General features: G+C 35.5%; 20 protein-coding genes. 8 read left to right on the top strand and 12 right to left on the bottom strand.

What is annotated here, in order from left to right:
* Positions 1–88: 88 nt before the first annotated feature.
* Together SJY30_RS10420 and SJY30_RS10415 are read right to left on the bottom strand one after the other, a co-directional pair.
* The gene (locus SJY30_RS10420; protein WP_396632134.1) at positions 89–1,009 is read right to left on the bottom strand and encodes an alpha/beta hydrolase fold domain-containing protein; all 921 of its coding nucleotides are present in this window, start codon (positions 1,007–1,009) and stop codon (positions 89–91) included.
* Between the two features lie 210 nt (positions 1,010–1,219).
* Positions 1,220–1,798 (bottom strand): hypothetical protein, encoded by a 579-nt coding sequence (locus SJY30_RS10415; RefSeq protein ID WP_396632133.1) that lies wholly within the window; start codon positions 1,796–1,798, stop codon positions 1,220–1,222.
* 249 nt (positions 1,799–2,047) lie between these two features.
* On the opposite strand from SJY30_RS10415, the gene SJY30_RS10410 reads away from it, so the two are divergent.
* On the top strand, positions 2,048–3,103 hold the full coding sequence (locus tag SJY30_RS10410) for an IS110 family transposase (RefSeq protein WP_396632131.1): 1,056 nt from the start codon (positions 2,048–2,050) through the stop codon (positions 3,101–3,103).
* A gap of 307 nt (positions 3,104–3,410) precedes the next feature.
* Here the strand turns inward: SJY30_RS10410 and SJY30_RS10405 are convergent, their stop codons facing one another.
* The gene (locus SJY30_RS10405) at positions 3,411–3,815 is read right to left on the bottom strand and encodes a hypothetical protein (RefSeq protein ID WP_396632132.1); all 405 of its coding nucleotides are present in this window, start codon (positions 3,813–3,815) and stop codon (positions 3,411–3,413) included.
* Positions 3,816–4,062: 247 nt separating this feature from the next.
* Here SJY30_RS10405 and SJY30_RS10400 point away from each other — a divergent pair, with 247 nt between their 5' ends.
* Complete coding sequence (locus SJY30_RS10400; RefSeq protein ID WP_396632131.1) at positions 4,063–5,118, top strand: IS110 family transposase; 1,056 nt, start codon at positions 4,063–4,065, stop codon at positions 5,116–5,118.
* 310 nt (positions 5,119–5,428) lie between these two features.
* Here SJY30_RS10400 and SJY30_RS10395 read toward each other — a convergent pair whose 3' ends face one another.
* From SJY30_RS10395 to SJY30_RS10385, 3 genes are all read right to left on the bottom strand, one after another.
* Positions 5,429–5,776 carry a hypothetical protein gene (locus SJY30_RS10395; protein WP_396632130.1) on the bottom strand — a complete coding sequence of 116 codons (348 nt, stop codon included), beginning with the start codon at positions 5,774–5,776 and terminating at the stop codon, positions 5,429–5,431.
* Between the two features lie 675 nt (positions 5,777–6,451).
* Entirely contained in the window at positions 6,452–6,949 is a 498-nt protein-coding gene (locus SJY30_RS10390) for a hypothetical protein (RefSeq protein WP_396632129.1), read from the bottom strand.
* 196 nt (positions 6,950–7,145) lie between these two features.
* The gene (locus tag SJY30_RS10385; protein WP_396632128.1) at positions 7,146–7,892 is read right to left on the bottom strand and encodes a hypothetical protein; all 747 of its coding nucleotides are present in this window, start codon (positions 7,890–7,892) and stop codon (positions 7,146–7,148) included.
* 281 nt (positions 7,893–8,173) lie between these two features.
* Between SJY30_RS10385 and SJY30_RS10380 the strand changes: the two genes are divergently transcribed.
* The gene (locus SJY30_RS10380) at positions 8,174–8,500 is read left to right on the top strand and encodes a hypothetical protein (protein ID WP_396632127.1); all 327 of its coding nucleotides are present in this window, start codon (positions 8,174–8,176) and stop codon (positions 8,498–8,500) included.
* A complete protein-coding gene (locus SJY30_RS10375; RefSeq protein ID WP_396632126.1) occupies positions 8,500–8,640 on the top strand; it encodes a hypothetical protein in 141 nt (46 codons plus the stop codon). Before SJY30_RS10380 ends, SJY30_RS10375 begins: the two co-directional genes overlap by 1 nt.
* Before the next feature lie 55 nt (positions 8,641–8,695).
* Here the strand turns inward: SJY30_RS10375 and xerA are convergent, their stop codons facing one another.
* Entirely contained in the window at positions 8,696–9,823 is a 1,128-nt protein-coding gene (gene xerA, locus SJY30_RS10370; RefSeq protein WP_396632125.1) for a site-specific tyrosine recombinase/integron integrase, read from the bottom strand.
* Positions 9,824–9,893: 70 nt separating this feature from the next.
* On the opposite strand from xerA, the gene SJY30_RS10365 reads away from it, so the two are divergent.
* The gene (locus SJY30_RS10365; RefSeq protein ID WP_396632124.1) at positions 9,894–10,265 is read left to right on the top strand and encodes a hypothetical protein; all 372 of its coding nucleotides are present in this window, start codon (positions 9,894–9,896) and stop codon (positions 10,263–10,265) included.
* 171 nt (positions 10,266–10,436) lie between these two features.
* Here the strand turns inward: SJY30_RS10365 and SJY30_RS10360 are convergent, their stop codons facing one another.
* From SJY30_RS10360 to SJY30_RS10340, 5 genes are all read right to left on the bottom strand, one after another.
* Positions 10,437–11,222 carry an SDR family oxidoreductase gene (locus SJY30_RS10360; protein WP_396632123.1) on the bottom strand — a complete coding sequence of 262 codons (786 nt, stop codon included), beginning with the start codon at positions 11,220–11,222 and terminating at the stop codon, positions 10,437–10,439.
* Positions 11,223–11,276: 54 nt separating this feature from the next.
* A complete protein-coding gene (locus tag SJY30_RS10355; RefSeq protein ID WP_396632122.1) occupies positions 11,277–11,594 on the bottom strand; it encodes a cupin domain-containing protein in 318 nt (105 codons plus the stop codon).
* Positions 11,595–11,691: 97 nt separating this feature from the next.
* Complete coding sequence (locus SJY30_RS10350; protein WP_396632121.1) at positions 11,692–13,866, bottom strand: OmpA family protein; 2,175 nt, start codon at positions 13,864–13,866, stop codon at positions 11,692–11,694.
* 1 nt (position 13,867) lies between these two features.
* Complete coding sequence (locus SJY30_RS10345; RefSeq protein ID WP_396632120.1) at positions 13,868–14,821, bottom strand: type IX secretion system membrane protein PorP/SprF; 954 nt, start codon at positions 14,819–14,821, stop codon at positions 13,868–13,870.
* A 3-nt stretch (positions 14,822–14,824) separates the two neighbouring features.
* Positions 14,825–17,677, bottom strand: coding sequence for a gliding motility-associated C-terminal domain-containing protein (locus tag SJY30_RS10340; protein ID WP_396632119.1), 2,853 nt, complete (start codon positions 17,675–17,677; stop codon positions 14,825–14,827).
* Between the two features lie 251 nt (positions 17,678–17,928).
* Between SJY30_RS10340 and murC the strand changes: the two genes are divergently transcribed.
* From murC to SJY30_RS10325, 3 genes are all read left to right on the top strand, one after another.
* Positions 17,929–19,290 (top strand): UDP-N-acetylmuramate--L-alanine ligase, encoded by a 1,362-nt coding sequence (gene murC / locus SJY30_RS10335; protein WP_396632118.1) that lies wholly within the window; start codon positions 17,929–17,931, stop codon positions 19,288–19,290.
* Positions 19,291–19,351: 61 nt separating this feature from the next.
* Complete coding sequence (locus SJY30_RS10330) at positions 19,352–19,555, top strand: hypothetical protein (RefSeq protein ID WP_396632117.1); 204 nt, start codon at positions 19,352–19,354, stop codon at positions 19,553–19,555.
* 11 nt (positions 19,556–19,566) lie between these two features.
* Entirely contained in the window at positions 19,567–20,355 is a 789-nt protein-coding gene (locus SJY30_RS10325) for a hypothetical protein (RefSeq protein ID WP_396632116.1), read from the top strand.
* The last annotated feature ends 34 nt before the right edge of the window (positions 20,356–20,389 follow it).

Below are 20,389 nucleotides of genomic sequence, written 5' to 3'. Positions count from 1 at the left end.
GGCTTATATCGATAGTAATTATTTCTGATCAATGGCTTGTGCAACGGTTACCGTTGTTGCCAGTAGTTTTTTCTATTCCAAAAAATTATTATTCGTTCAATTTTTCTATAAAAAACTCAACCAATGAATTATATTTCGTTTTGGAACTTGGGTATTTTAAATGAGCTTCTACATTTAATTCGTCCATTTTTTCTTTAAGCGCAATTCCAAAATCTACATGATGAATAACCCAACCTTTAAATTTCTTTGGATTGTTTTTGCTTGGTGCAACAGCGTTTGGATTCATCGAATATTGCATAAAAATAGGTGGGTCATCTGTTGAAATCAAAGCCAAAGCAGATATGCTCTTTGCTATTTCATCGGCTTCTTCCATATTTTCAACACCATAGATTTGAAGACGTGTTTTACTTTTAAATTCTGCCTCTGTACCTGGCGCATATTTAGCTAGATGTTTAATCCAAAAATCAGACTCCATAGTGGTTTGCCCAATATTCGAGGCTACACAAGCAATACGGGTGGACTCTTTTTCTATTGGATTAGTACTTTCAGAGTCTGCCATTTCATCATTAAAGGCAAGCCACATAGATATTTGGGCTCCTGCTGAACTTCCCCATACTCCAATATTGTCTTTATCAATACCCCACGATTCAGCTTTAGAACGAATAAATTGCAAGGCTTTTTTTGCATCATGATGTGCAGCTGGTAAGGGAGCAATTTTTTTATAGCGGTAATTGATGGAAGCAACCGATATTCCAGCCTTTAACAATTGAGATAATGCACGTGCATTAATTTTTTCTTTACTACCATAATCAAATCCCCCACCATGGATGTAAATAGCTAAAGGTGTTATTTTGCTTTTGTCTGCAAACCAAATATCTAAAACATTTCGCTCATGCTCTCCATATTTAACATTTGCTAAATCAGGTTCAGGTTTACTTTTTTGTGCAAAAGATAAATGTGATGTAAAGAAAACAAGTACGATGATAGTGATAGTTTTGAGGCTCTTCATTTTAGATAATTATTTAAAAATTTATATACCTTTAGACAGCATCAATCTCAAATGGTTTAATCCAATTACTGGCAACGGTCTCGTATAACCGTCAGTTACGGGTTAATATACGTTAATTTTCGGTTTGGCACAGACGCTCGCAATTCCGAGTGGATTCGGACGTAGTCGAATCCGCCGTAATTGCGGTTATACATTGTTGTACCACGTTTTTTATTCATTATAAATAGCTAATCTTATTTTCCTATAATCACTCGAATTACTGCCCAACATAAATAGATATGCTTTATTCCCTTTTCCATTTAGCCATTTAATTCCGTCTCTAAAATTTGATTTCGCAGTATCTGAAGCAATTTCGACAAAACTTGGTTCTCCAAGCTTGGAAGTCAGCTGTTTTTTTAGTCCATCGTATTTTTTGCTGAACTTCTGAGTGTCAGATTTATTTGTTTTTCTCAATTCAGTCCATTCATACATAACAACTCTAACAATACTATCCGATGCCGTATAGAAATATTCTGTTTCTAATTCAAATTTTCCGTTTTCTATTCGGTTATATGTTTTTGGCGTTTCAAGTTTATATTTTTTTTCGTTTGGATAAATGCTTTCTCCAATACTTATTTTATGTTTTGGGGTTTTGTCAATCGAACCAAATCCAAGTTCAATTTTATCCGCTTTGGGGACAGTCAATTTATTAAAATCCGCAAATCTTTCCGCTTGGAATATTTCTCTATTCGTAACGCAAGAAATTAGAATCAAACTAATAATTGTCGTTATGTAAAATGTTTTTCTCAAATGTGGTACAACAGTTCGGCTATGGCAAGTAGGGCAGGCAAGGAAACTTTTCGTTTCCGTCTGGTCTGCTAGCCAGAGCTTTTTGTTTTGTTTTTATTTTTTTCATTTTAAAAGCCAAATCCAAAAGATTTGGCGGACTTAGTAAGCAAGCCCAAGCCAATTGATACGGAACTTACCGCCCTATTTGCTATAGCATCGATGAAAAAGCAGCAAGTCGAGTATCTTTAAAGTTCTCTAAAACAATAAGATATGAACACTCAACAAACTGCTTGCCCGAAGTTATACATTGGTATCGATATTCACAAACGAAGTTGGAAAGTACATTGTGCAACAGATCTGTTCGCTGGTAAGTCTTTTAGTATGTCACCCGACCCAAAGCAATTACATAGTTATGTTTCAAAACATTTCAAGGAGTATGAAGTTACCGTAGCTTATGAAGCTGGTTGTTGCGGTTACCACGCTCATCGTTGTTTTGAGAGTTACGGTTGGCGAAGTCTGGTAGTCAATCCAGCAGACATTCATAGAAAGGGCAAAGAGAAACATACCAAGACCGATAAGATAGATGCGCAGTTGATAGCGAGAGAGTTGAAGGATAACCGATTGCAGAGTATCATAGTGCCGGACAGGAAACGTGAAGAACTTCGTAGTCTGTTCAGACGCAGAAATGACCTTGTAAAGGATTTCAGAAGGGTCAAGAGCTATATAAAGATGCAATTGTTGTATTTCGGAATCAGGGAACCTGAAGAGTTCGACAATGACCATTGGAGCCATAAATACAGAAATTGGTTGGATGATATAATGTTCGAGTACCCAACGGCGAAGGCCACATTAGAGAGTAGAATGCGTTTCTTCCGTTTTGTGGACCAAGAGCTTCGCGATGTGTCCACACAGCTAAGAAGGTACTGTAAAGTGAATTATAAGAAGGATTATCTATTACTGAGAAGTATACCTGGTATCGGAGGTATCGTGGCCTGTGGCATATTATGTGAACTAGGGGATTTAAGACGTTTCAAAAACATTAAACATTTGGCAGGTTACGTAGGTCTGGCACCAAGTATGTATCAAAGCGGAAACAGTCAAAGGACAATGGGAATGACCCCACGTGCAAACCGCTTATTGAGAAGTTATTTTGTAGAGGCATCTTGGCAAGCGATACGTGCAGACCCCGTAATGCAGGCCTATTATCGTAAACATCAAGGCAAGAACGTAAAAAGTATCATTGTCAAAGTAGCTAGAAAGCTACTAAGTAGAACCTTGGCGGTAATTAAAACAGAAGTTCCATATACCATTGGGGTTATTGAATAATAAGCAGAAAAACTAATAAAATAAAAATCATAACAAAGCTCTAATATAGTAGTGAGAACCGTATCACAAAACAAAACCCGTGACCTGTACTATTTAGGATCACATTTTTAGCAAGTGACCGGTTTTATTATAATTTATAATCATACAGATGCCGGTGACGTTTCAAGTTTCGAACCGATCACACATAGGAGTGCGAGCAAGTTATATTAAAAGAAAAAAAGGTGGTTTAAGGCAAAAAAGAAAATATTAATTAACTTTAAGAAACTGGACTAAGGCTTTTCATAGGAGGTATTGTTGGCAACAGTATTTATTTCACTTTTATCATTAAACCTGGTTGTTCAAATCGTAGAGTATCATTTTGCAAAAGTCCATTATAAAATAAAGTATCCCCTTTTATTTCCAAAACCTTCACTTGCATTCCACCTGAGTCGTTTATAAATTTTTCTAAATTATCCAATTCATTCAATTCCGTATTGTAAGTCATTACATAGTTGCAATCGTCCAAATATCTAATATCGATATGTGTCGTGTCTGCACTTTCGGTAGACCATTCTATTTGCTTACCATTGTCCCGAAGAATTGTTCCTTGATATGGAAAAGTGGAATTTCCGGGAGTTATAAATTTTCCGTTCTTAAAGTCCTCACATTTCAAATCCTGCGCACAGGAAGTTAGTCCAGTAATTGATAAACACAGAATTATAAGTTTCTTCATATTGTTGCCAACGTTTCAGCTATGAGTAGTGCGGAGGACAAGGAAACCTTTTTGTTTCCGTCTACGCACGTAGCAAAAGCTTTTTGTTTTGTTTTATTTTTTTATCGTTAGAGCAAAATCCTAAAGATTTTGCGGACACTTTAAATATACACTTAGTTTGGAATAAAAACCAAACTCCGCATTACTTATAGCATCGATGAAAAAGCAGCAAGTCGAGTATCTTTAAAGTTCTCTAAAACAATAAGATATGAACACTCAACAAACTGCTTGCCCGAAGTTATACATTGGTATCGATATTCACAAACGAAGTTGGAAAGTACATTGTGCAACAGATCTGTTCGCTGGTAAGTCTTTTAGTATGTCACCCGACCCAAAGCAATTACATAGTTATGTTTCAAAACATTTCAAGGAGTATGAAGTTACCGTAGCTTATGAAGCTGGTTGTTGCGGTTACCACGCTCATCGTTGTTTTGAGAGTTACGGTTGGCGAAGTCTGGTAGTCAATCCAGCAGACATTCATAGAAAGGGCAAAGAGAAACATACCAAGACCGATAAGATAGATGCGCAGTTGATAGCGAGAGAGTTGAAGGATAACCGATTGCAGAGTATCATAGTGCCGGACAGGAAACGTGAAGAACTTCGTAGTCTGTTCAGACGCAGAAATGACCTTGTAAAGGATTTCAGAAGGGTCAAGAGCTATATAAAGATGCAATTGTTGTATTTCGGAATCAGGGAACCTGAAGAGTTCGACAATGACCATTGGAGCCATAAATACAGAAATTGGTTGGATGATATAATGTTCGAGTACCCAACGGCGAAGGCCACATTAGAGAGTAGAATGCGTTTCTTCCGTTTTGTGGACCAAGAGCTTCGCGATGTGTCCACACAGCTAAGAAGGTACTGTAAAGTGAATTATAAGAAGGATTATCTATTACTGAGAAGTATACCTGGTATCGGAGGTATCGTGGCCTGTGGCATATTATGTGAACTAGGGGATTTAAGACGTTTCAAAAACATTAAACATTTGGCAGGTTACGTAGGTCTGGCACCAAGTATGTATCAAAGCGGAAACAGTCAAAGGACAATGGGAATGACCCCACGTGCAAACCGCTTATTGAGAAGTTATTTTGTAGAGGCATCTTGGCAAGCGATACGTGCAGACCCCGTAATGCAGGCCTATTATCGTAAACATCAAGGCAAGAACGTAAAAAGTATCATTGTCAAAGTAGCTAGAAAGCTACTAAGTAGAACCTTGGCGGTAATTAAAACAGAAGTTCCATATACCATTGGGGTTATTGAATAATAAGCAGAAAAACTAATAAAATAAAAATCATAACAAAGCTCTAATATAGTAGTGAGAACCGTATCACAAAACAAAACCCGTGACCTGTACTATTTAGGATCACATTTTTAGCAAGTGACCGGTTTTATTATAATTTATAATCATACAGATGCCGGTGACGTTTCAAGTTTCGAACCGATCACACATAGGAGTGCGAGCAAGTTATATTAAAAGAAAAAAAGGTGGTTTAAGGCAAAAAAGAAAATATTAATTAACTTTAAGAAACTGGACTAAGGCTTTTCATAGGAGGTATTGTTAGCTGCAGTATTTTTTAATCCATTTCTAGATTCCCAATTATTATATTCATTGCTATTTGAAAATAAATAATTGCAATAGGAATATTGATTAATAAAATTAAAATAGAATACAAGTACTTTCTAGAAACCGTCTTTTTAACATTCATTTTCATCAATATTTTGATTAGAAAAGCACTATTAAAGACAATTGCAAATATCAAGAACAAAATACCGAACAATGCGAATCCGATGTACTCAGACCAATAAAACAATCCAAATATTATAGATCCGATAACAAAAGATAAGAATGCATAAAATAGACTTCTTTTAATCGGGTCAATTTCAGATTCGTTTTTATTAATAAAATCTATTATGTTCTCCATTCTGTAACAACGTTTTTGGTTTATTGCAGCTAACGACAGGGCTATAAGTAGTGTCCTTTTTCAGGCTAATATGTTTTTAGGACATTACTTATAGGACCTGTTGTAAGTGGTTTTATTTTAATTTTACTTTTGTCTAAAATTAGGAATAATAACCATGTATAGTTTGCCATAAGAGAATAATAAAGACTCTTTTTGTTGAGCCTCCCGTTTTATATTAATTTATACATTCGTGTATGATTAGTGTAAAACGGAACCTGAACACCTCTAAATGAGCAGAAAAACAATAAAATACCGTTTAAAATTTGACTTTCTCAAAATTTTTACCGTCCTTTTACAAGTAGTTTTTAACGTGTCAACGTTCTGAGAGTACACTCTCAACGCTGAAAGCTAAACTACTTGGGAAATATCCGCCGAAAGAGTCGAATATTACCTTAATCCTTTTCTGCTCATTTAGAGATTCCGACTTTTTATATCCACAATATAACTCAGGTAATCCTCAGCAAAAAGAACATTGGCGATGGCAAATTACTTACAACGGTCTCGTATAACCGTCAGTTACGGGTTAAATTAGCGATTATTTTCCGTTTAGCACAGACGTTAGCAATTCCGAGTGGATTCGGATGTAGTCGAATCCGCCGTAATTGCGGTTATACATTGTTGTGCACAGGTTTTTATTCATTCAGTTTCTTTTCGAAAATATGTTTTATACTTTTTGTCAGTCCAAAATGCTTTTACTTTTCGCTGGTCAAGAGTTCCATTTTCATTAATCCGATAGAGTTTGTTTCTTTTCCAATACATTTTGGTTGGTGGTTTATATCGATTTTGTCCTCCGCTTGATAAGGATGATATTATGAGTTCATTTCGTTCAATTCGGTCAATTTTTTGGTCAGAAGAAATAACCAAAGAATCACGAATAACATTATTTTCCGAATCTCTTATTTGCAAAGTGTCCATTACTAATTCGGTTTTCAGAAAAATTGTGTCATTTTTCACGTACCATTTTCCAGTTGTCCAACTTGCAGACAGGTCAAATCTCCAATTATGCGCAAAAGTTGAGTCAGCTTTTAATTCGATACTTTCCGAAAATCGGTCATTGTAAATTCCGACATATTTATTTTGTCCAAAAGTCGATTTGGATATTAATAAAATCAGAATTATTTCGGTTAGTCTCATTTTTGGTCAACTTGTGCACAACGGCTAGGCTAAGGTTAGTACGGGATTAAATTAGCATTTAATTTCGGATTAAGCGATTAGCCAAAACTTTTTATTTTGTTTTATCTTTTTCTGTTCTAAAGCCAAATCAAAAGATTTGGCGGACTTTATAAAAATACACTAAACTTTGGATTAAGCACAAAAACCCGTATTAATTTTAGCCAATGTTAGGTGTAGTTGCTATTTTAAAATCAGGTTTTTTTGTATTCCCTTCTCCAAATAAGTAATCATTTAATCTTTTTATGTTTTCATTCAGTTTTGTGTCAACGAAATCTGATAGAGTTTTAAATTCTTGATATGATGTTGATTTTAAGTTAAATGAAAGAGAATATTGTAAATGTAGAGAATTTCTAGCTTTATTTAGTTCAATTAGAATTTCTACAAGTTTTGGTTCAAGCTTTATTATATTTAAATATTCTTGATTATTCAAAATAACAGAATAATGTTCAGTTGTATCTTTAAGTCCATAGTATTTCAGTCTAATGGTATCTATTTCGGTCTTAATTTTAGAATCATTATAAAGTTCACCTGGATATTCTTCGATAAGGAATGGATTTTTTTTCTGTTTTTTAGCTTCTGTCTTAAATTTATTAGAATCAATGTTATGAATTAAATAACCTCTAGCTATTAAGATAGCTTTAGAATAGTTCTCAAAACAAATAGATATTTTTATAGTGTCTATTAGTCCATTATTAATAAATCCTGAAATAATTTTTTCTGTAGGTGGTTTTTTCAAAGAGCTTTCCTCGCATATTATTTTTAACTTATCAAGATTTTGTATTATATAAGAATCTTTAAACTGTTTTTTAGCAAATAAAAGAAGATTTAAGGCACAAGTAAGCCTACTTTGACTATTATGATAAATAGTATGAGGATTAAGTTTAAAAGCGTCTAGATTTGTCATCTCTTTTATATTTTTTGTTAAAAATAAAATTAATAGAATGTTTCCTTAAAGTGATTTTTTCAGGAAATGAGTGAAATTACACCTAACGCTTAGTGTAAGATTTCGTTTTTGCCTTTTTCGGCAAATATGAATTTTACACATTGTTAACTACTGTTATTTTGAGCGATGGCAAATGGCGATAGCCAAGTATTTACAAAGTTTTTGAATTATTTTTAAATAAATATTGTGTATATCATGTACTTAATGTATATTTGGATATTATTAATTTAAAATAAAATATTATGAGTGAATTAAGCGCAATGTTAAGAGCGGAAAACGCAGCTGATAAATTTCTTGAAACATTTAAAAACAAGAAAAATTACGAAAACCTAAACAACCTTAATCTTGAAGAGTTGAAAGAATTAAATAAAATGGTTTTAGGTATGATGGAAGAAAAAGGTAAAAACCTTAAAAATCAAATTTCAATTGGCGACTTAGTAACTGTTAATAGTAAAAAATCTAATAATGATGTTTTTGAGGTGGTTAAATTAAATCCTAAAAAAGCAGTTATTAAAGACGATAAAGGGACTAGATACAATTGCCCTTACGAACTATTAAACTTGATATAATGAAGGATTTAAGAAAGAATATAGATATTAAAGGTAAAGATGTAGAGCCATTGCAAATACTCGCTGTAAAAGCAGGTAAAGACTTAAAAAACTACATACAAGACGTATTGAGTGAGCACGTGTTGAACGCAAAAAAATAATTGTAGTTAACGTACGGATATGTGTACAATTACATATATCCCAATTATATAAACTCTAATCTAAAGGATTTTTAATTGTTTTAAAAGAATTTGTTGCAACATGAGTGTAAATTTCTGTTGTTTTACTTGAGCCATGCCCTAAAAGTACTTGAATCTGCCTAAGGTCAACATTAGATTCTAAAAGATGTGTAGCAAAACTATGACGAAGTATATGTGGTGAAACATTTTGTTTTATACCTGCTTTATTAGCCGCTTGTTTAACGATTTGTACTACGCTTTCAGGACTATATTTTCCTCCTTTGCGCCCTTCGAAAAGAAATTCTTTAGGCTTCCATTCCTTAAAATACATCCTCAAATCTTTGAGTGCATTATTCGATAAAAGAGTAAGTCGGTCTTTATTGCCTTTAGCTCCTTCTACTCTTATAAGCATTCGTTTGCTATCAATATCATTTAGTTTTAGGTTCAAAAGCTCGCTACGGCGTAAACCAGAACCATACAGAAGTTGTACAATACATCGGTGCTTTAAGTTGTTGGTATGTTCAATAATAGCTATTACTTCCTCTTTTGAAATGACTTTGGGTAGTTTATGTTCTTTTCTTGGTCGTTCTATTTCATAAAATCTATTGGGCATTCCCAATACGGTTTCGTAGTAAAATTTAATCGAATTAATTACTTGATTTAAGTACGAGTTAGATACGTTTTTATGTATTAGAATCTGTAAAAAGGCACGTATGTCGCTTTCATCAAGTGTTTCTAGTCTTTTTTCCTTAAAATGATTAATAAACATTTCAAAAAAGGTTACATATGTCTTAACGGTGCTGTTGGCATACTTTTTTAGTTCTAGTTTAAGTAAATATTCCTCTGGGCAAAGCCGGTATTCAGCATCTGTTTTTCTATTTCTAAACCATTGTACATCTACTTTTTCATTGTTGGTACTAACAGGTTTGTTACTGTAGAATTTATTGTAATTGATCCATATAATACCTTTAAAAGTATTGAAGAGTATACCCATATTTTCTTTAGTGTTGGGTATATAGGCCATATTGTATTGTTGGCTCCATTTAGGGTCGGGTAACCCCTTGATCAAATTCTGTATCAACTTATCAGGTGAGAATTTAATGCCGATCATTTTCTGATCTTTAATCATTAAATGATATAAGGTTATTGATCTTAACGGATTCATTTTGTAAGAATAATCTAAATTAAAAATATTAGCAGTATATTAACCGACTAATATGCGTTTAATGTCGTTTATGCAAAAAAGATGTCCAGAATGTAATATTGAAGTGAAAGGTAGATCCGATAAGAAATTTTGTTCGGCAAAATGTAAATCGATTCATCAATATGAAAATGTGAGGAAAAAAGAAGTTTTCTATTTAATGGTAGACAAGCAGCTGAAAAAAAATAGAAGACTTTTAAAAAAGTATAATAAATCTGGCTACACCACGATAAGAAGTAAAGAACTTTTGAATGACGGATTCAATCCCAAATATTTCACGCATTATTGGAAAACAAAGAAAGGAGATGTCTATTTGTTTTGTTACGATTTTGGATTTTTGAACATGAATAAGAATGGAGTACAGAATTACTTAATAGTAGAGTGGCAAGATTATATGAATAATTAACATAAAAAAAAGGATGGTCAACGATCATCCTTTTTTCTTAAAATATATTTTAACTGCATAGAATAAACAATACGGGCTCAAACGCCATGAACTAGTTAAAATAGCACAGCTGCATGGTACATGGTATTTTATTTGATCTGTTAAGTCGTATTAACGTAAACCGTAGTTTATTTAGAGCGACTTCAATAATCCACCGTCAATGGGAATATTCGTTCCTGTAATATAAGCGGCGTTATCAGATGCTAAAAATGCAGCTAAATACCCATATTCTTTTGGGTCGCCAATTCGCCGAACAGCTACTCTAGATTCCATTTCTTTTCTTACTTGGCTTTGTTCAATACCTAATTGTTCCGCTTTTTTGGCATTAAGCTGCGCAATACGGTCGGTATCAAAATAACCGGTGAGCACGTTATTTACCGTAATATTATGTTTGCCAACATCGGTAGCTAAAGATTTTGCCCAAGTGACCACGGCAGCTCTAATAGAGTTAGATAGTGCCAGGTATGATAATGGTTCTTTTACAGAGACCGAAGCTACATTGATTATACGTCCCCAATTATTTTCTGTCATTGACTGCAAAGCCAATTCCGTTGTAAAGACCACGGTTTTAAATAGCAAATCAAATGCGGTTTGGTAGTCATCAACTTTTTTCTCTAAAGCACTACCTGCTGCCGGCCCTTGGGTATTATTTACCAATATATCTACCGTATTGTTTTCAAAGTAGGTGCTTATTACCTGTTTGTAATCTTTAAAATTATTGAAATCTACGGCTAGGTATTGGTGTTGCTGCCCTTGGTCTGTAGGTAATTCATTAACTATATGCTGTAATTTTTCTTCGCTATGAGACATTAAGGTTACACTGGCACCACTTTCTGCTAATTGTTGCGCAATTGCTTTACCTATACCACCGCTACTACCACCAACTAATGCTTTTCTATTTTCTAAAGATATATTCATTTCTAATATTTTTAAATCAGGTAACTGAGCGTAGCCGAAGTTAATAACTAAATTCTAACGGTACTCTTCTCTTGTTGGGCTAAATACATCTAATAATTTACATGGGGTCAAGGCAATGCCACTATGTTTTAAATGTGGGGCAATGACGACAATGTCGCCCGGGTAGTATATTTGGGTGTCGCCATCTAGGGTAAATTCAAATTCACCTTCCATTACATGCATGATCTGCTCGTTCATGTGCGCATGTTCTGGTACTTTCGCGCCTTTTTCAACATCCCAAAATGCCATACTCATGTTTTCAGAATGTACCAATTTGCCATGTAGCCCTGGCATTATTTCTTTTGAGGGAATTGTAGCAAGATTCAATTTCATAATATATTCAGTTTAAGAACTAAAAATACTAGAAACACGTTCAATTTAAAAAAAGCTTTTTTAAAAAATTATTAGCGTGTAGTTTTTAAAATTATTGTTATTTGGCTTCATAATCCCACCCTAAAACAACGAATTCGCAACGTCTGTTCCACTCATGGTCTTCTTCAGAGCAGGCATCTTCCGTAGCGCAAACTACAATTGGTTGAGACTCTCCATACCCTTTAGAAACTACTCTATTAGGTGCAATTCCGTTCTTGACTAAAAAGTCTTTGGCAGAATCGGCTCGTTTTTGAGATAGGTCTTTATTATAACCGCTATTACCCCTAATATCGGTGTGTGTGCCGATTTCGATAACCATACTTGGGTTTTTCTTCATAATATCGATTACGGTCTGTAAACGTTCTCTAGACTCTCTTCTTAGGTACCAAAGGCTATAATCAAAATGTATTTCTTCGGTCTGTATAATTGTGCGATCGCTCTCTTTTACTAAAGCTTCTTCTGTTACTATGGCATCTGCTATTTTCTTCGCCAAAGCTTTCTCTGCTCTTGCTTTTTCAGCTATACGTTCTTTTGTTAAACGTGCTGCTTCTTCAATGCTTTGTTTTTCTGCTATTAATGCCGCTTTTTTCTCTGCCTCTAGCTTTTTAGCGGCTAACTGTGCTGCACGTAGCTTTTCGGCTTCTTGTTTTTCTTGTAATGCCAGTGCTTCTGTTTTTTGTTTTTCTAGGATGGAATATAAGCTCATGGAAGCGTCATGTTCGGCATTTCTTTCTTTTGTACTGCGGATGTTCTTGGTATTACTCTCATATCCGTTTTTTTCTGCTTTTACTTCGTAGGATGCTTCACAGACAATATTAAAATCAAACGCACCATTTTCTTTGGTAATGCATTTGGCTATAACCTCGTTTTCTGCATTTGCTAAAGTTACCGTTGCATTGGCTAACGGTAGGGTAGTGGTGCGATCCGTAATAATACCGGCAATAAATTGTTCGCAATCTTCAATCGATAATTCTTTTGTTACGCTAAAACTATAGATATCATCGCTACCCTTACCAGATGGTCTGTTACTTGCAAAATAACCCGATGCATTATCTGTATTCAATACATATGAGAAATCATCATAACCACTGTTTACTGGTAATCCTAAATTATCCGGATGCTGAAATGTTCCCTTCTCGTTTTTAGAAACAAAGACATCTAAAAGTCCGAAACCTGGGTGTCCGTTCGATGAAAAGTAAAGTGAATTATCCGAAGCTATAAACGGAAATTGTTCCTTCTTGTCCGTATTGATCTCACTGCCTAAATTTACGGGAGTGCTAAATGTATTATCGGCTTGCAGGCTTGTTTCATAAATATCGAAAGAACCGAATCCGCCTGGTCTATCCGAAGAAAAATATAATTTTGTGCCATCTGCATTTAAAGCTGGGTGCTCATTAGAATAATCGTCACTGTTGAACGAAAGTTCGGTTATATTCTTCCATTCCCCATCAACTAAATTAGCGCTGTAAATCTTTAAATTAGACACCTTTTTGTCATCGGTTTTACGCTTACCATGGTTATAGTTGTTACGGGTAAAGTACATCGTGTTTCCGTCGGGTGAAATCGTAAAAGAACCTTCGTGTAATTTTGTATTGATCGTATTCGATAGGCTTGTACTAATACTATCGCCCAGTTGTTCTTGATCTATGGGGTGTGTATAGATATCAAGATACTGCTGATTGTTCCACCGGTATGTTTTTAAAGCTGATTTTTTATGTGCTGCGGTGTACCAAATAGCATCACCTACCTGCATTGCCCCAAATTCTGATGTGGTCGTATTTAGATTACTGTTTGCAATGGCGAAACGATCACCGATCGCTTTTACATTTTCTAGGTATATATTATCTTCTTTTAGTTGCTGCAACTTTTCCGTATTGCCTTCTTTGGTGTAATAATCAAAAAATACCTGTGCGGCTTCGTCATATTCGCCAATAGCTTTTAAAGACTGGTTCAGTTTAAAATAATACTGCTCATCTACCGTATCGCCATAATTGGAAATAAGGTAACGGTACCATCGTGCCGATGCATTTAGATCAAAAGTATGGTAATAGCTATCTGCCAAATTTTTTATGACCAAGCTGCTTTTGTTGCTAGGTAACGCCGCTTCGTACAAGGCAATGGCATCTGCATAGTATTTCTTTTCAAATAGGTCGTTTGCACGTTTTAAGTCTTGTGACCAGGTCGTTTGAAATATTCCTAGAAATAGGATGATATAAATATGTAAGTTTTTCATTTTAGTAGAATCTAGGAGATTTATCATAGCCTTTTTTGAGTCCCCAAAGGTCTAGGTCGAACAACACAAAAATTTCGTGTGATCCATTATTGAATGCGCCTAAATTAGACAAGGTGTAGTCATAAGCATAGCCTATTCTAACAGAAGGTATGACCGCAATATTGAACATGGCATTAACAGAGTCATCTATTCTGTAAGATACACCTCCTTCAAAACGATTATTGAACAGTGCGTTGAAAGATACATCTGCCGTAATAGGTGCGCCCGATACTATTTTGGTCAATACAGACGGCTTTAGTTTTAATTTTGAGTTGATGTCAAATACATAACCTGCCATACCAAAAAGGTGAATGGCTTCTGAGCCAATGCGGTTAAGCCCGTCTCTATTTTCTAAATGTTTAGATGTCAATAAATTTGGAATAGACAGACCTGCGTAAAACTTATCTCTGTTATAAAATGCACCGATACCCACATTTGGGAAGGTGTTGTTCATATTTTCACTAAAGGCAGGATCATCTTGAACCTCTGGTAGCCTGAATCCGTTAAAATTGGTCTCGAACGTAGTGACACCTCCTTTTAGACCTAAGCTTAAATTACTTTGCTCATCTAGCTTAAGTATATAAGCAAAATCAACATAGATATTATTTTCTTTCAACGAACCGTCGCCAATATCATCTGATATAATGGATGCGCCCATTTCAATTTTTTCCGATAACGGAGTGTGGGCGAAAAAGGTCAGTGTTTTTGGTGCGCCAATAGCATTTTCCCATTGGGTTCTGTATAGCGTACCAAAATTGAGCATGCCTGGTTCATTGGTCGTGTAAGCAGGGTTGACCACATTCATGTTATATATATATTGTGTATACTGCGGGTCTTGCTGTGCCTGCGTTTTTAAAAGGAACAAAAGCATAATGATGCAAATACCCCAAGGTGTGTTTGTTAATTTCTTGTACATGGGTTATCTGTTTAAGTATAAGCGACCTTGAATAGGTTCTGAATTGCCTTTGTTGTAATTGATGATATAGAAATAGACTCCGTTGGGTGCTGTTGAAGAGCCGTTTCTTCCATCCCAAGCGGGGTTGGTTTTGTCGCCTTTAAATAGTGAGGTACCGTATCTATTCAAAATCTCTAAAGTGAAATTGGGGAATATGGTTTCTATATTCGGAATGAAAAAAGTATCGTTTCTGCCATCGGCATTTGGTGAAAATCCGTCTGGTATAAAAAAGTCATAATTTTCGGGATTGCAATCACTGAAATCTATAGTGATAGGAATACGTGTTGCAGAAGAACATCCGGTAACGGAATTATAATTCTCGGCGTAGTACGTAGTGTCTGGTACTAAAGGGATATCATCCGTAAGTGCCGTACCACCGCTTTCGGTTATAAACCAAAATACTTCATTTTCCGTTTCGTTTTCTAATGCTCTTAATGCTATAACAGTAGGGTCATCAAGACCACAAACAGATAGTACATCTGAAGAAATAGCTGTTGGTGTTACGGTTATTACGGTCGGGGTAATTTCTAATCGCTCTGTACTCGTACAACCACCGCTGTTGGTAGAAGCATAATAAGTCTGACCATCAACAAGAATTGTAGCATTGTCCAATGCTGTACCGCCTGAGAGAGCGTCATACCAAGTGACAGAGTTACCAGAAACGTCCAATATTTCGATATTTGCCAGAGTCGGATTCGCTTCTGCGCAAAACAAAGGGTTACCATCTATGGTAGTTGGCGCATCAGGATTACTGAAATTAACAGTTATCTGAACCCGTTCGGTGCCTTCGCAATTGGTAAGTGGGTCGCTATTGGTTACAAAATAATCTTCACCATCAATAAGCTCAGTAGAGATAGGTAGAATATTGGTATCTGTATCAGTATCGTAAAATAAGATATCGCCGGCTGCGGTCACATTAATATCCATTAATGTTGGGGTTTCATAAAAATCACTCAGACAAAAAGTCTGACTGGCATCGGCTGTTGGAGCTTCCGGCACTCCGCCTCTTGAGAAATTTTCACTCTCCTCGAACTCAAAATCTAATCGGCAGGGCGTAGTATCATTTTGAATGCTTCGTACACTAGCGGTATAATTACCAATTGGCAACGCATCGACATCTATTTGGTATGCTGCAGTACCACCTGTGAAATTTATAGTATTAGTAGTTAGCACGGTATTAGAACCTAATTCGGTAACATCGTAAGTAATAGTGTAGGTGCCATCCGGTAAAATTGGTGCATCTACCAAAACGTCTATTTGTGTGGCATCGCAATTGTTATCTACTAATAAGTCTAACTGAATAGCTTCTGGTAACGGGGTTACCACAAAAGTATCTGCTAAGGGGCAGCTGGTGGCATAAATGCCAGTTAGTGTCGTACTAATGTTGTATTCGCCACCTACGTTAAAATTACTTGAAGGTAGTATAAACGAGGCATTACCGTTGGTAAATTCAAGCTCAAACGAATCAGAATTTACAGTACTTCCATCAGGGTTTGTTAAGGAGTAGGTCGTTGAAAAGTTGCCAGTGGCGAAATTTCCGTCTGCATCAAGAATTTCAACAATTTGTATGGTATTTGCTGTCTGTATACATATATCTTGCGCAGCAATATCAGAACTGGTTACCAAAAAGGTGGTAGGGGGTACAACAACTCTAGGGCAAACATCACGTGGTGGGGTAACGCTTCTAATCCCAACTACTTCTAAAGTTACTTCTTCATTTAAGGGAACCAAACCTTGGTCAATTACAAAGCTTCCATTTCCGTCATTCAATGTCGTTGGTGCTTCATCTAAAGAGTTATTGACAAGATATTGTACTATAAACTGGCCATTATGCAAAAGAGTATCGTCATAATCTATATCAACTACATATGCTGACCCAACACAGATATCAACGGTTTCAATTGTTCCATTTAGTATAGGCAATATTCGTATGCTTACTTCAGAAATTCTCTTTTCACAAACCGGGTGACTAGGAAAAACGGTATAATTGAAGGTGAAATCGGCATACCCGAAATTATCATACATTTCTTGAATGTTAATGACCGAATCGTTGAGGTCGCTTAATTGATTGGTGCCATTTTCCGTCCAAGTTCCATTCGGGTCTTCACCTTGCAATTGTTCACTAAGGTCAAATGCGGTATAGGCAGATAGATCATCTCCAGCACAAAAGATGAGAGCGGGTGCCCTACCTGCATTTGGCGGCGGGTGTACTTCTAAAATTACGGTTGAGGTTCTTTCTAAACAACTATCAACATCGGGTACCGTATACGTAAAATTGTAAATACCGGGGCCTGCTTCTTGAGCATTAAAAAAATTGTCGTTTAATTGACCGGTAAAGGTACTTGGGTCTTCTTCCCAAAGCCCATTGAAATCTTGTACTTTTCCATCTACGTTACTTCCTAAAAATCCGTGTAAGTTTACATTGGGGTCATCACCACAGGCATTGGCGCTACCATCAATATTATCTTCGCCAGGGTAACCGCCCAATGTTATGTTTACGGTAGCAGTTTCATTACAATCTGTATTGGTATATACAAAGGAGTGTGTTCCATAGTTATTAATACGCCACAGATCAACGATTCCCGTACTTTGGTTTAAAGCATAAAAATTTTCTGGATTTGTGGTTGACCATGTTCCGCCAGCGGTAGGCGAGCCACCTAATCTTGGAAATAAGGCAAAGTTACGGTTGGTGTCATCTGCATCTTTTTCACAGACTACAACGCTAGCATCATTTCCTGCGCATTGTGCTTTGACCAAGTTTATGAAACCAAGCGTAAAAAACACAATGGCTAAGAACCTAATTTTTAATTTATTCATTAATAGGGGGTTGGTTGTTGAATGCAATATTGAATGATAAAAGTATTTGCCAAAATCTTTGTAAGAAATTATATGTTGTGAAAAGTTAAAATTGTAGGGTGAATACTATTAATAATGATATAAAGTGTTAAAATTTATTGTAATTCATCGATAATATATTGATTTTCCTACATGTTGGCGTCTTCTTGGTTTTGTAAGAATCGCTTAATTTTAATTGCACAATACGTATCTTTGAAACCTAAATTTTAGGAATGCAAATACATTTTATTGCGATAGGAGGAAGTGCCATGCACAATTTAGCGTTGGCTCTAGAACATAAAGGATATGTTATTACAGGTAGTGACGACGTTATTTTTGAACCTTCTAAGTCTAGATTGGCAGCAAAAGGTTTATTACCCGAAGAGTTTGGCTGGTTTCCTGAAAAGATAACAAGTGATTTAGATGCTATTGTATTAGGTATGCACGCCAAAGCAGATAACCCAGAATTGTTGAAGGCGCAAGAATTGGGGATTACAATTTATTCTTATCCTGAGTTTTTTTATGAGCAATCTAAAAATAAAACCCGAGTAGTTATTGGTGGTAGCCATGGTAAAACAACCATTACTTCAATGATACTTCATGTGCTTAACTTTCATGATATAGAGGTTGATTATATGGTAGGTGCGCAATTAGATGGTTTTGATAGAATGGTGCATTTGACAGAAGATAATGATTTTATCGTACTTGAAGGCGATGAATATTTGTCGTCACCAATAGATCGCAGACCTAAATTTCATTTATACCAACCGAATATTGCTTTGTTAAGTGGTATTGCTTGGGATCATATTAACGTATTTCCCACTTTTGAGAATTACGTAGAGCAGTTTAAGATATTTGTTGATAGTATTGTCAACGGTGGCTCTATTACATACAATATAGAAGACGAAACCGTAAAAGAGATTGTAGAAGCTTCTGAAAATGCCATTAGAAAATTACCGTATACTACACCTGAATATAGTGTTGAAGACGGAGAAACACTCTTGGAAACCAATGAGGGACCAATGCCTATTGAGGTTTTTGGAAAACATAACCTAAGCAATTTGGCAGGCGCAAAGTGGATTTGCCAAAATATGGGAGTTGACGAGGATGATTTTTATGAGGCTATCGCCACATTCAAAGGCGCATCTAAACGATTGGAAAAAATAGCTGAAGGTAATTCAAGTATCGCCTATAAAGATTTTGCACACTCCCCAAGTAAAGTAGCTGCTACTACAAAAGCGGTAAAAGAACAATACCCAAATAGAAAATTGATCGCTTGTTTAGAGTTGCATACTTACAGTAGTTTTAATCCTGAATTTTTAAAGGAATACAAAGGTGCTTTAGATGCTGCCGATGAAGCAGTTATTTTCTTCTTGCCAGAATCCGTGGCAATTAAGAAGTTAGAAGCGGTGACCCCCGAACAAATTTCAGAAGCTTTTCAAAGAGATGATTTAAACATATTTACCGATGCAAAATCTTTTCATGAGTTTATAGGAAACAAAGTATATGAAAATTCTACCTTATTGTTAATGAGCTCTGGTAACTACGGAGGGCTCGATTTAAATAATTTAAAGAACCTGATTATAAATGTTTAGTAGTCAAGCAATTTAATATTTGAATTTTCGTTCTATTGGTACTAACCAATAATTTTAGATTGTGAAAAAATTAAACATTTTAGTATTATCCTTCATTTTTTTAGGAGCTGTTTCGTGTAGAGATACCGAAAAAGAGCAAGAACAATTGGATGCAACCCTCGATAAAATTGAGGCTGTTGAAGAAGATTTAGAGAAAACTTCTGACGAAGTAGAAAGTAAAGCAAACGAAGTTGAATCTGCTCTAATGGAATTAGATAGCATTTAAAAATAAAGGATATGAAAGTTATTATAAAAAATATAGGGTTGGTGTTGTTCTTTTTTACACTAACAACTGCTACAGGTTATTCTCAGGGGAATTCTCAAGGAAAAGTAAAGGGAAAGGAGAAAAAAGAAAAAATTAAAAAGTCTGTTGACGATGAAGCGGATTTCCAAAAAGGCAAAGCCAAGGAAATGAAGCAGAAGGGGCAAGATAAAATTAAGGATAAGGCAAAAGGTAAAAAGGAAGAAGTTAAGGAATCTGTTGAAAACGAAGCGGAACGCCAAGAGGGCAAAGCTGAAGAAATGAAACAGAAAGGTAAGGATAAGGCGAAAAAAGCTAAAAAAGAAAAAGACCTTGATGATGATGACTACATGAAAAATGATGATGATTTTGATGTAGAAGATGAAATGGACGATGAAACAGAAAAAAAGGCAAAAAAGCTTAAAAAAGAAAAATCCAATAACGGTAAAGCTTACGGTAGAGATAAAGGCGACATGAGTGGCGAAGAATTTGGTAAGTATCGAGCTTCTATAGCCAAAGAGCAGGTAGAGAAAACTGAAAAGGAGCTTACTGAGAAAGAAGAAGTTCTTAAAAAAGGTAGGGAAAAGGTGAAAAATGCCAAAGAAAAAGTAGCTAAGGAAAGAGAAGCTAAAGGTGCTGACGAGGAAGTTATTAAGCAAAAGGAAGAAAAAATTTCCAATGCAGAGAAAAAGCTAAACGAGTTAGAAGAAGTAATTAAACGCAACAAGGAAAAAGTAAAACAAAAAGCAGAAGAAATTAAAAAGGTTTCTGAGCCTGTTGAGTAACCTTGATCAGATAAAAGTTTGTAAGCCCTTGTAC

This window comes from Maribacter sp. R86514 (genome assembly GCF_044597005.1).
Classification (GTDB): domain Bacteria; phylum Bacteroidota; class Bacteroidia; order Flavobacteriales; family Flavobacteriaceae; genus Maribacter.
The sequence above is the reverse complement of the archived record's forward strand: the minus strand, read 5'-3'. Positions and strand labels throughout refer to the sequence as shown.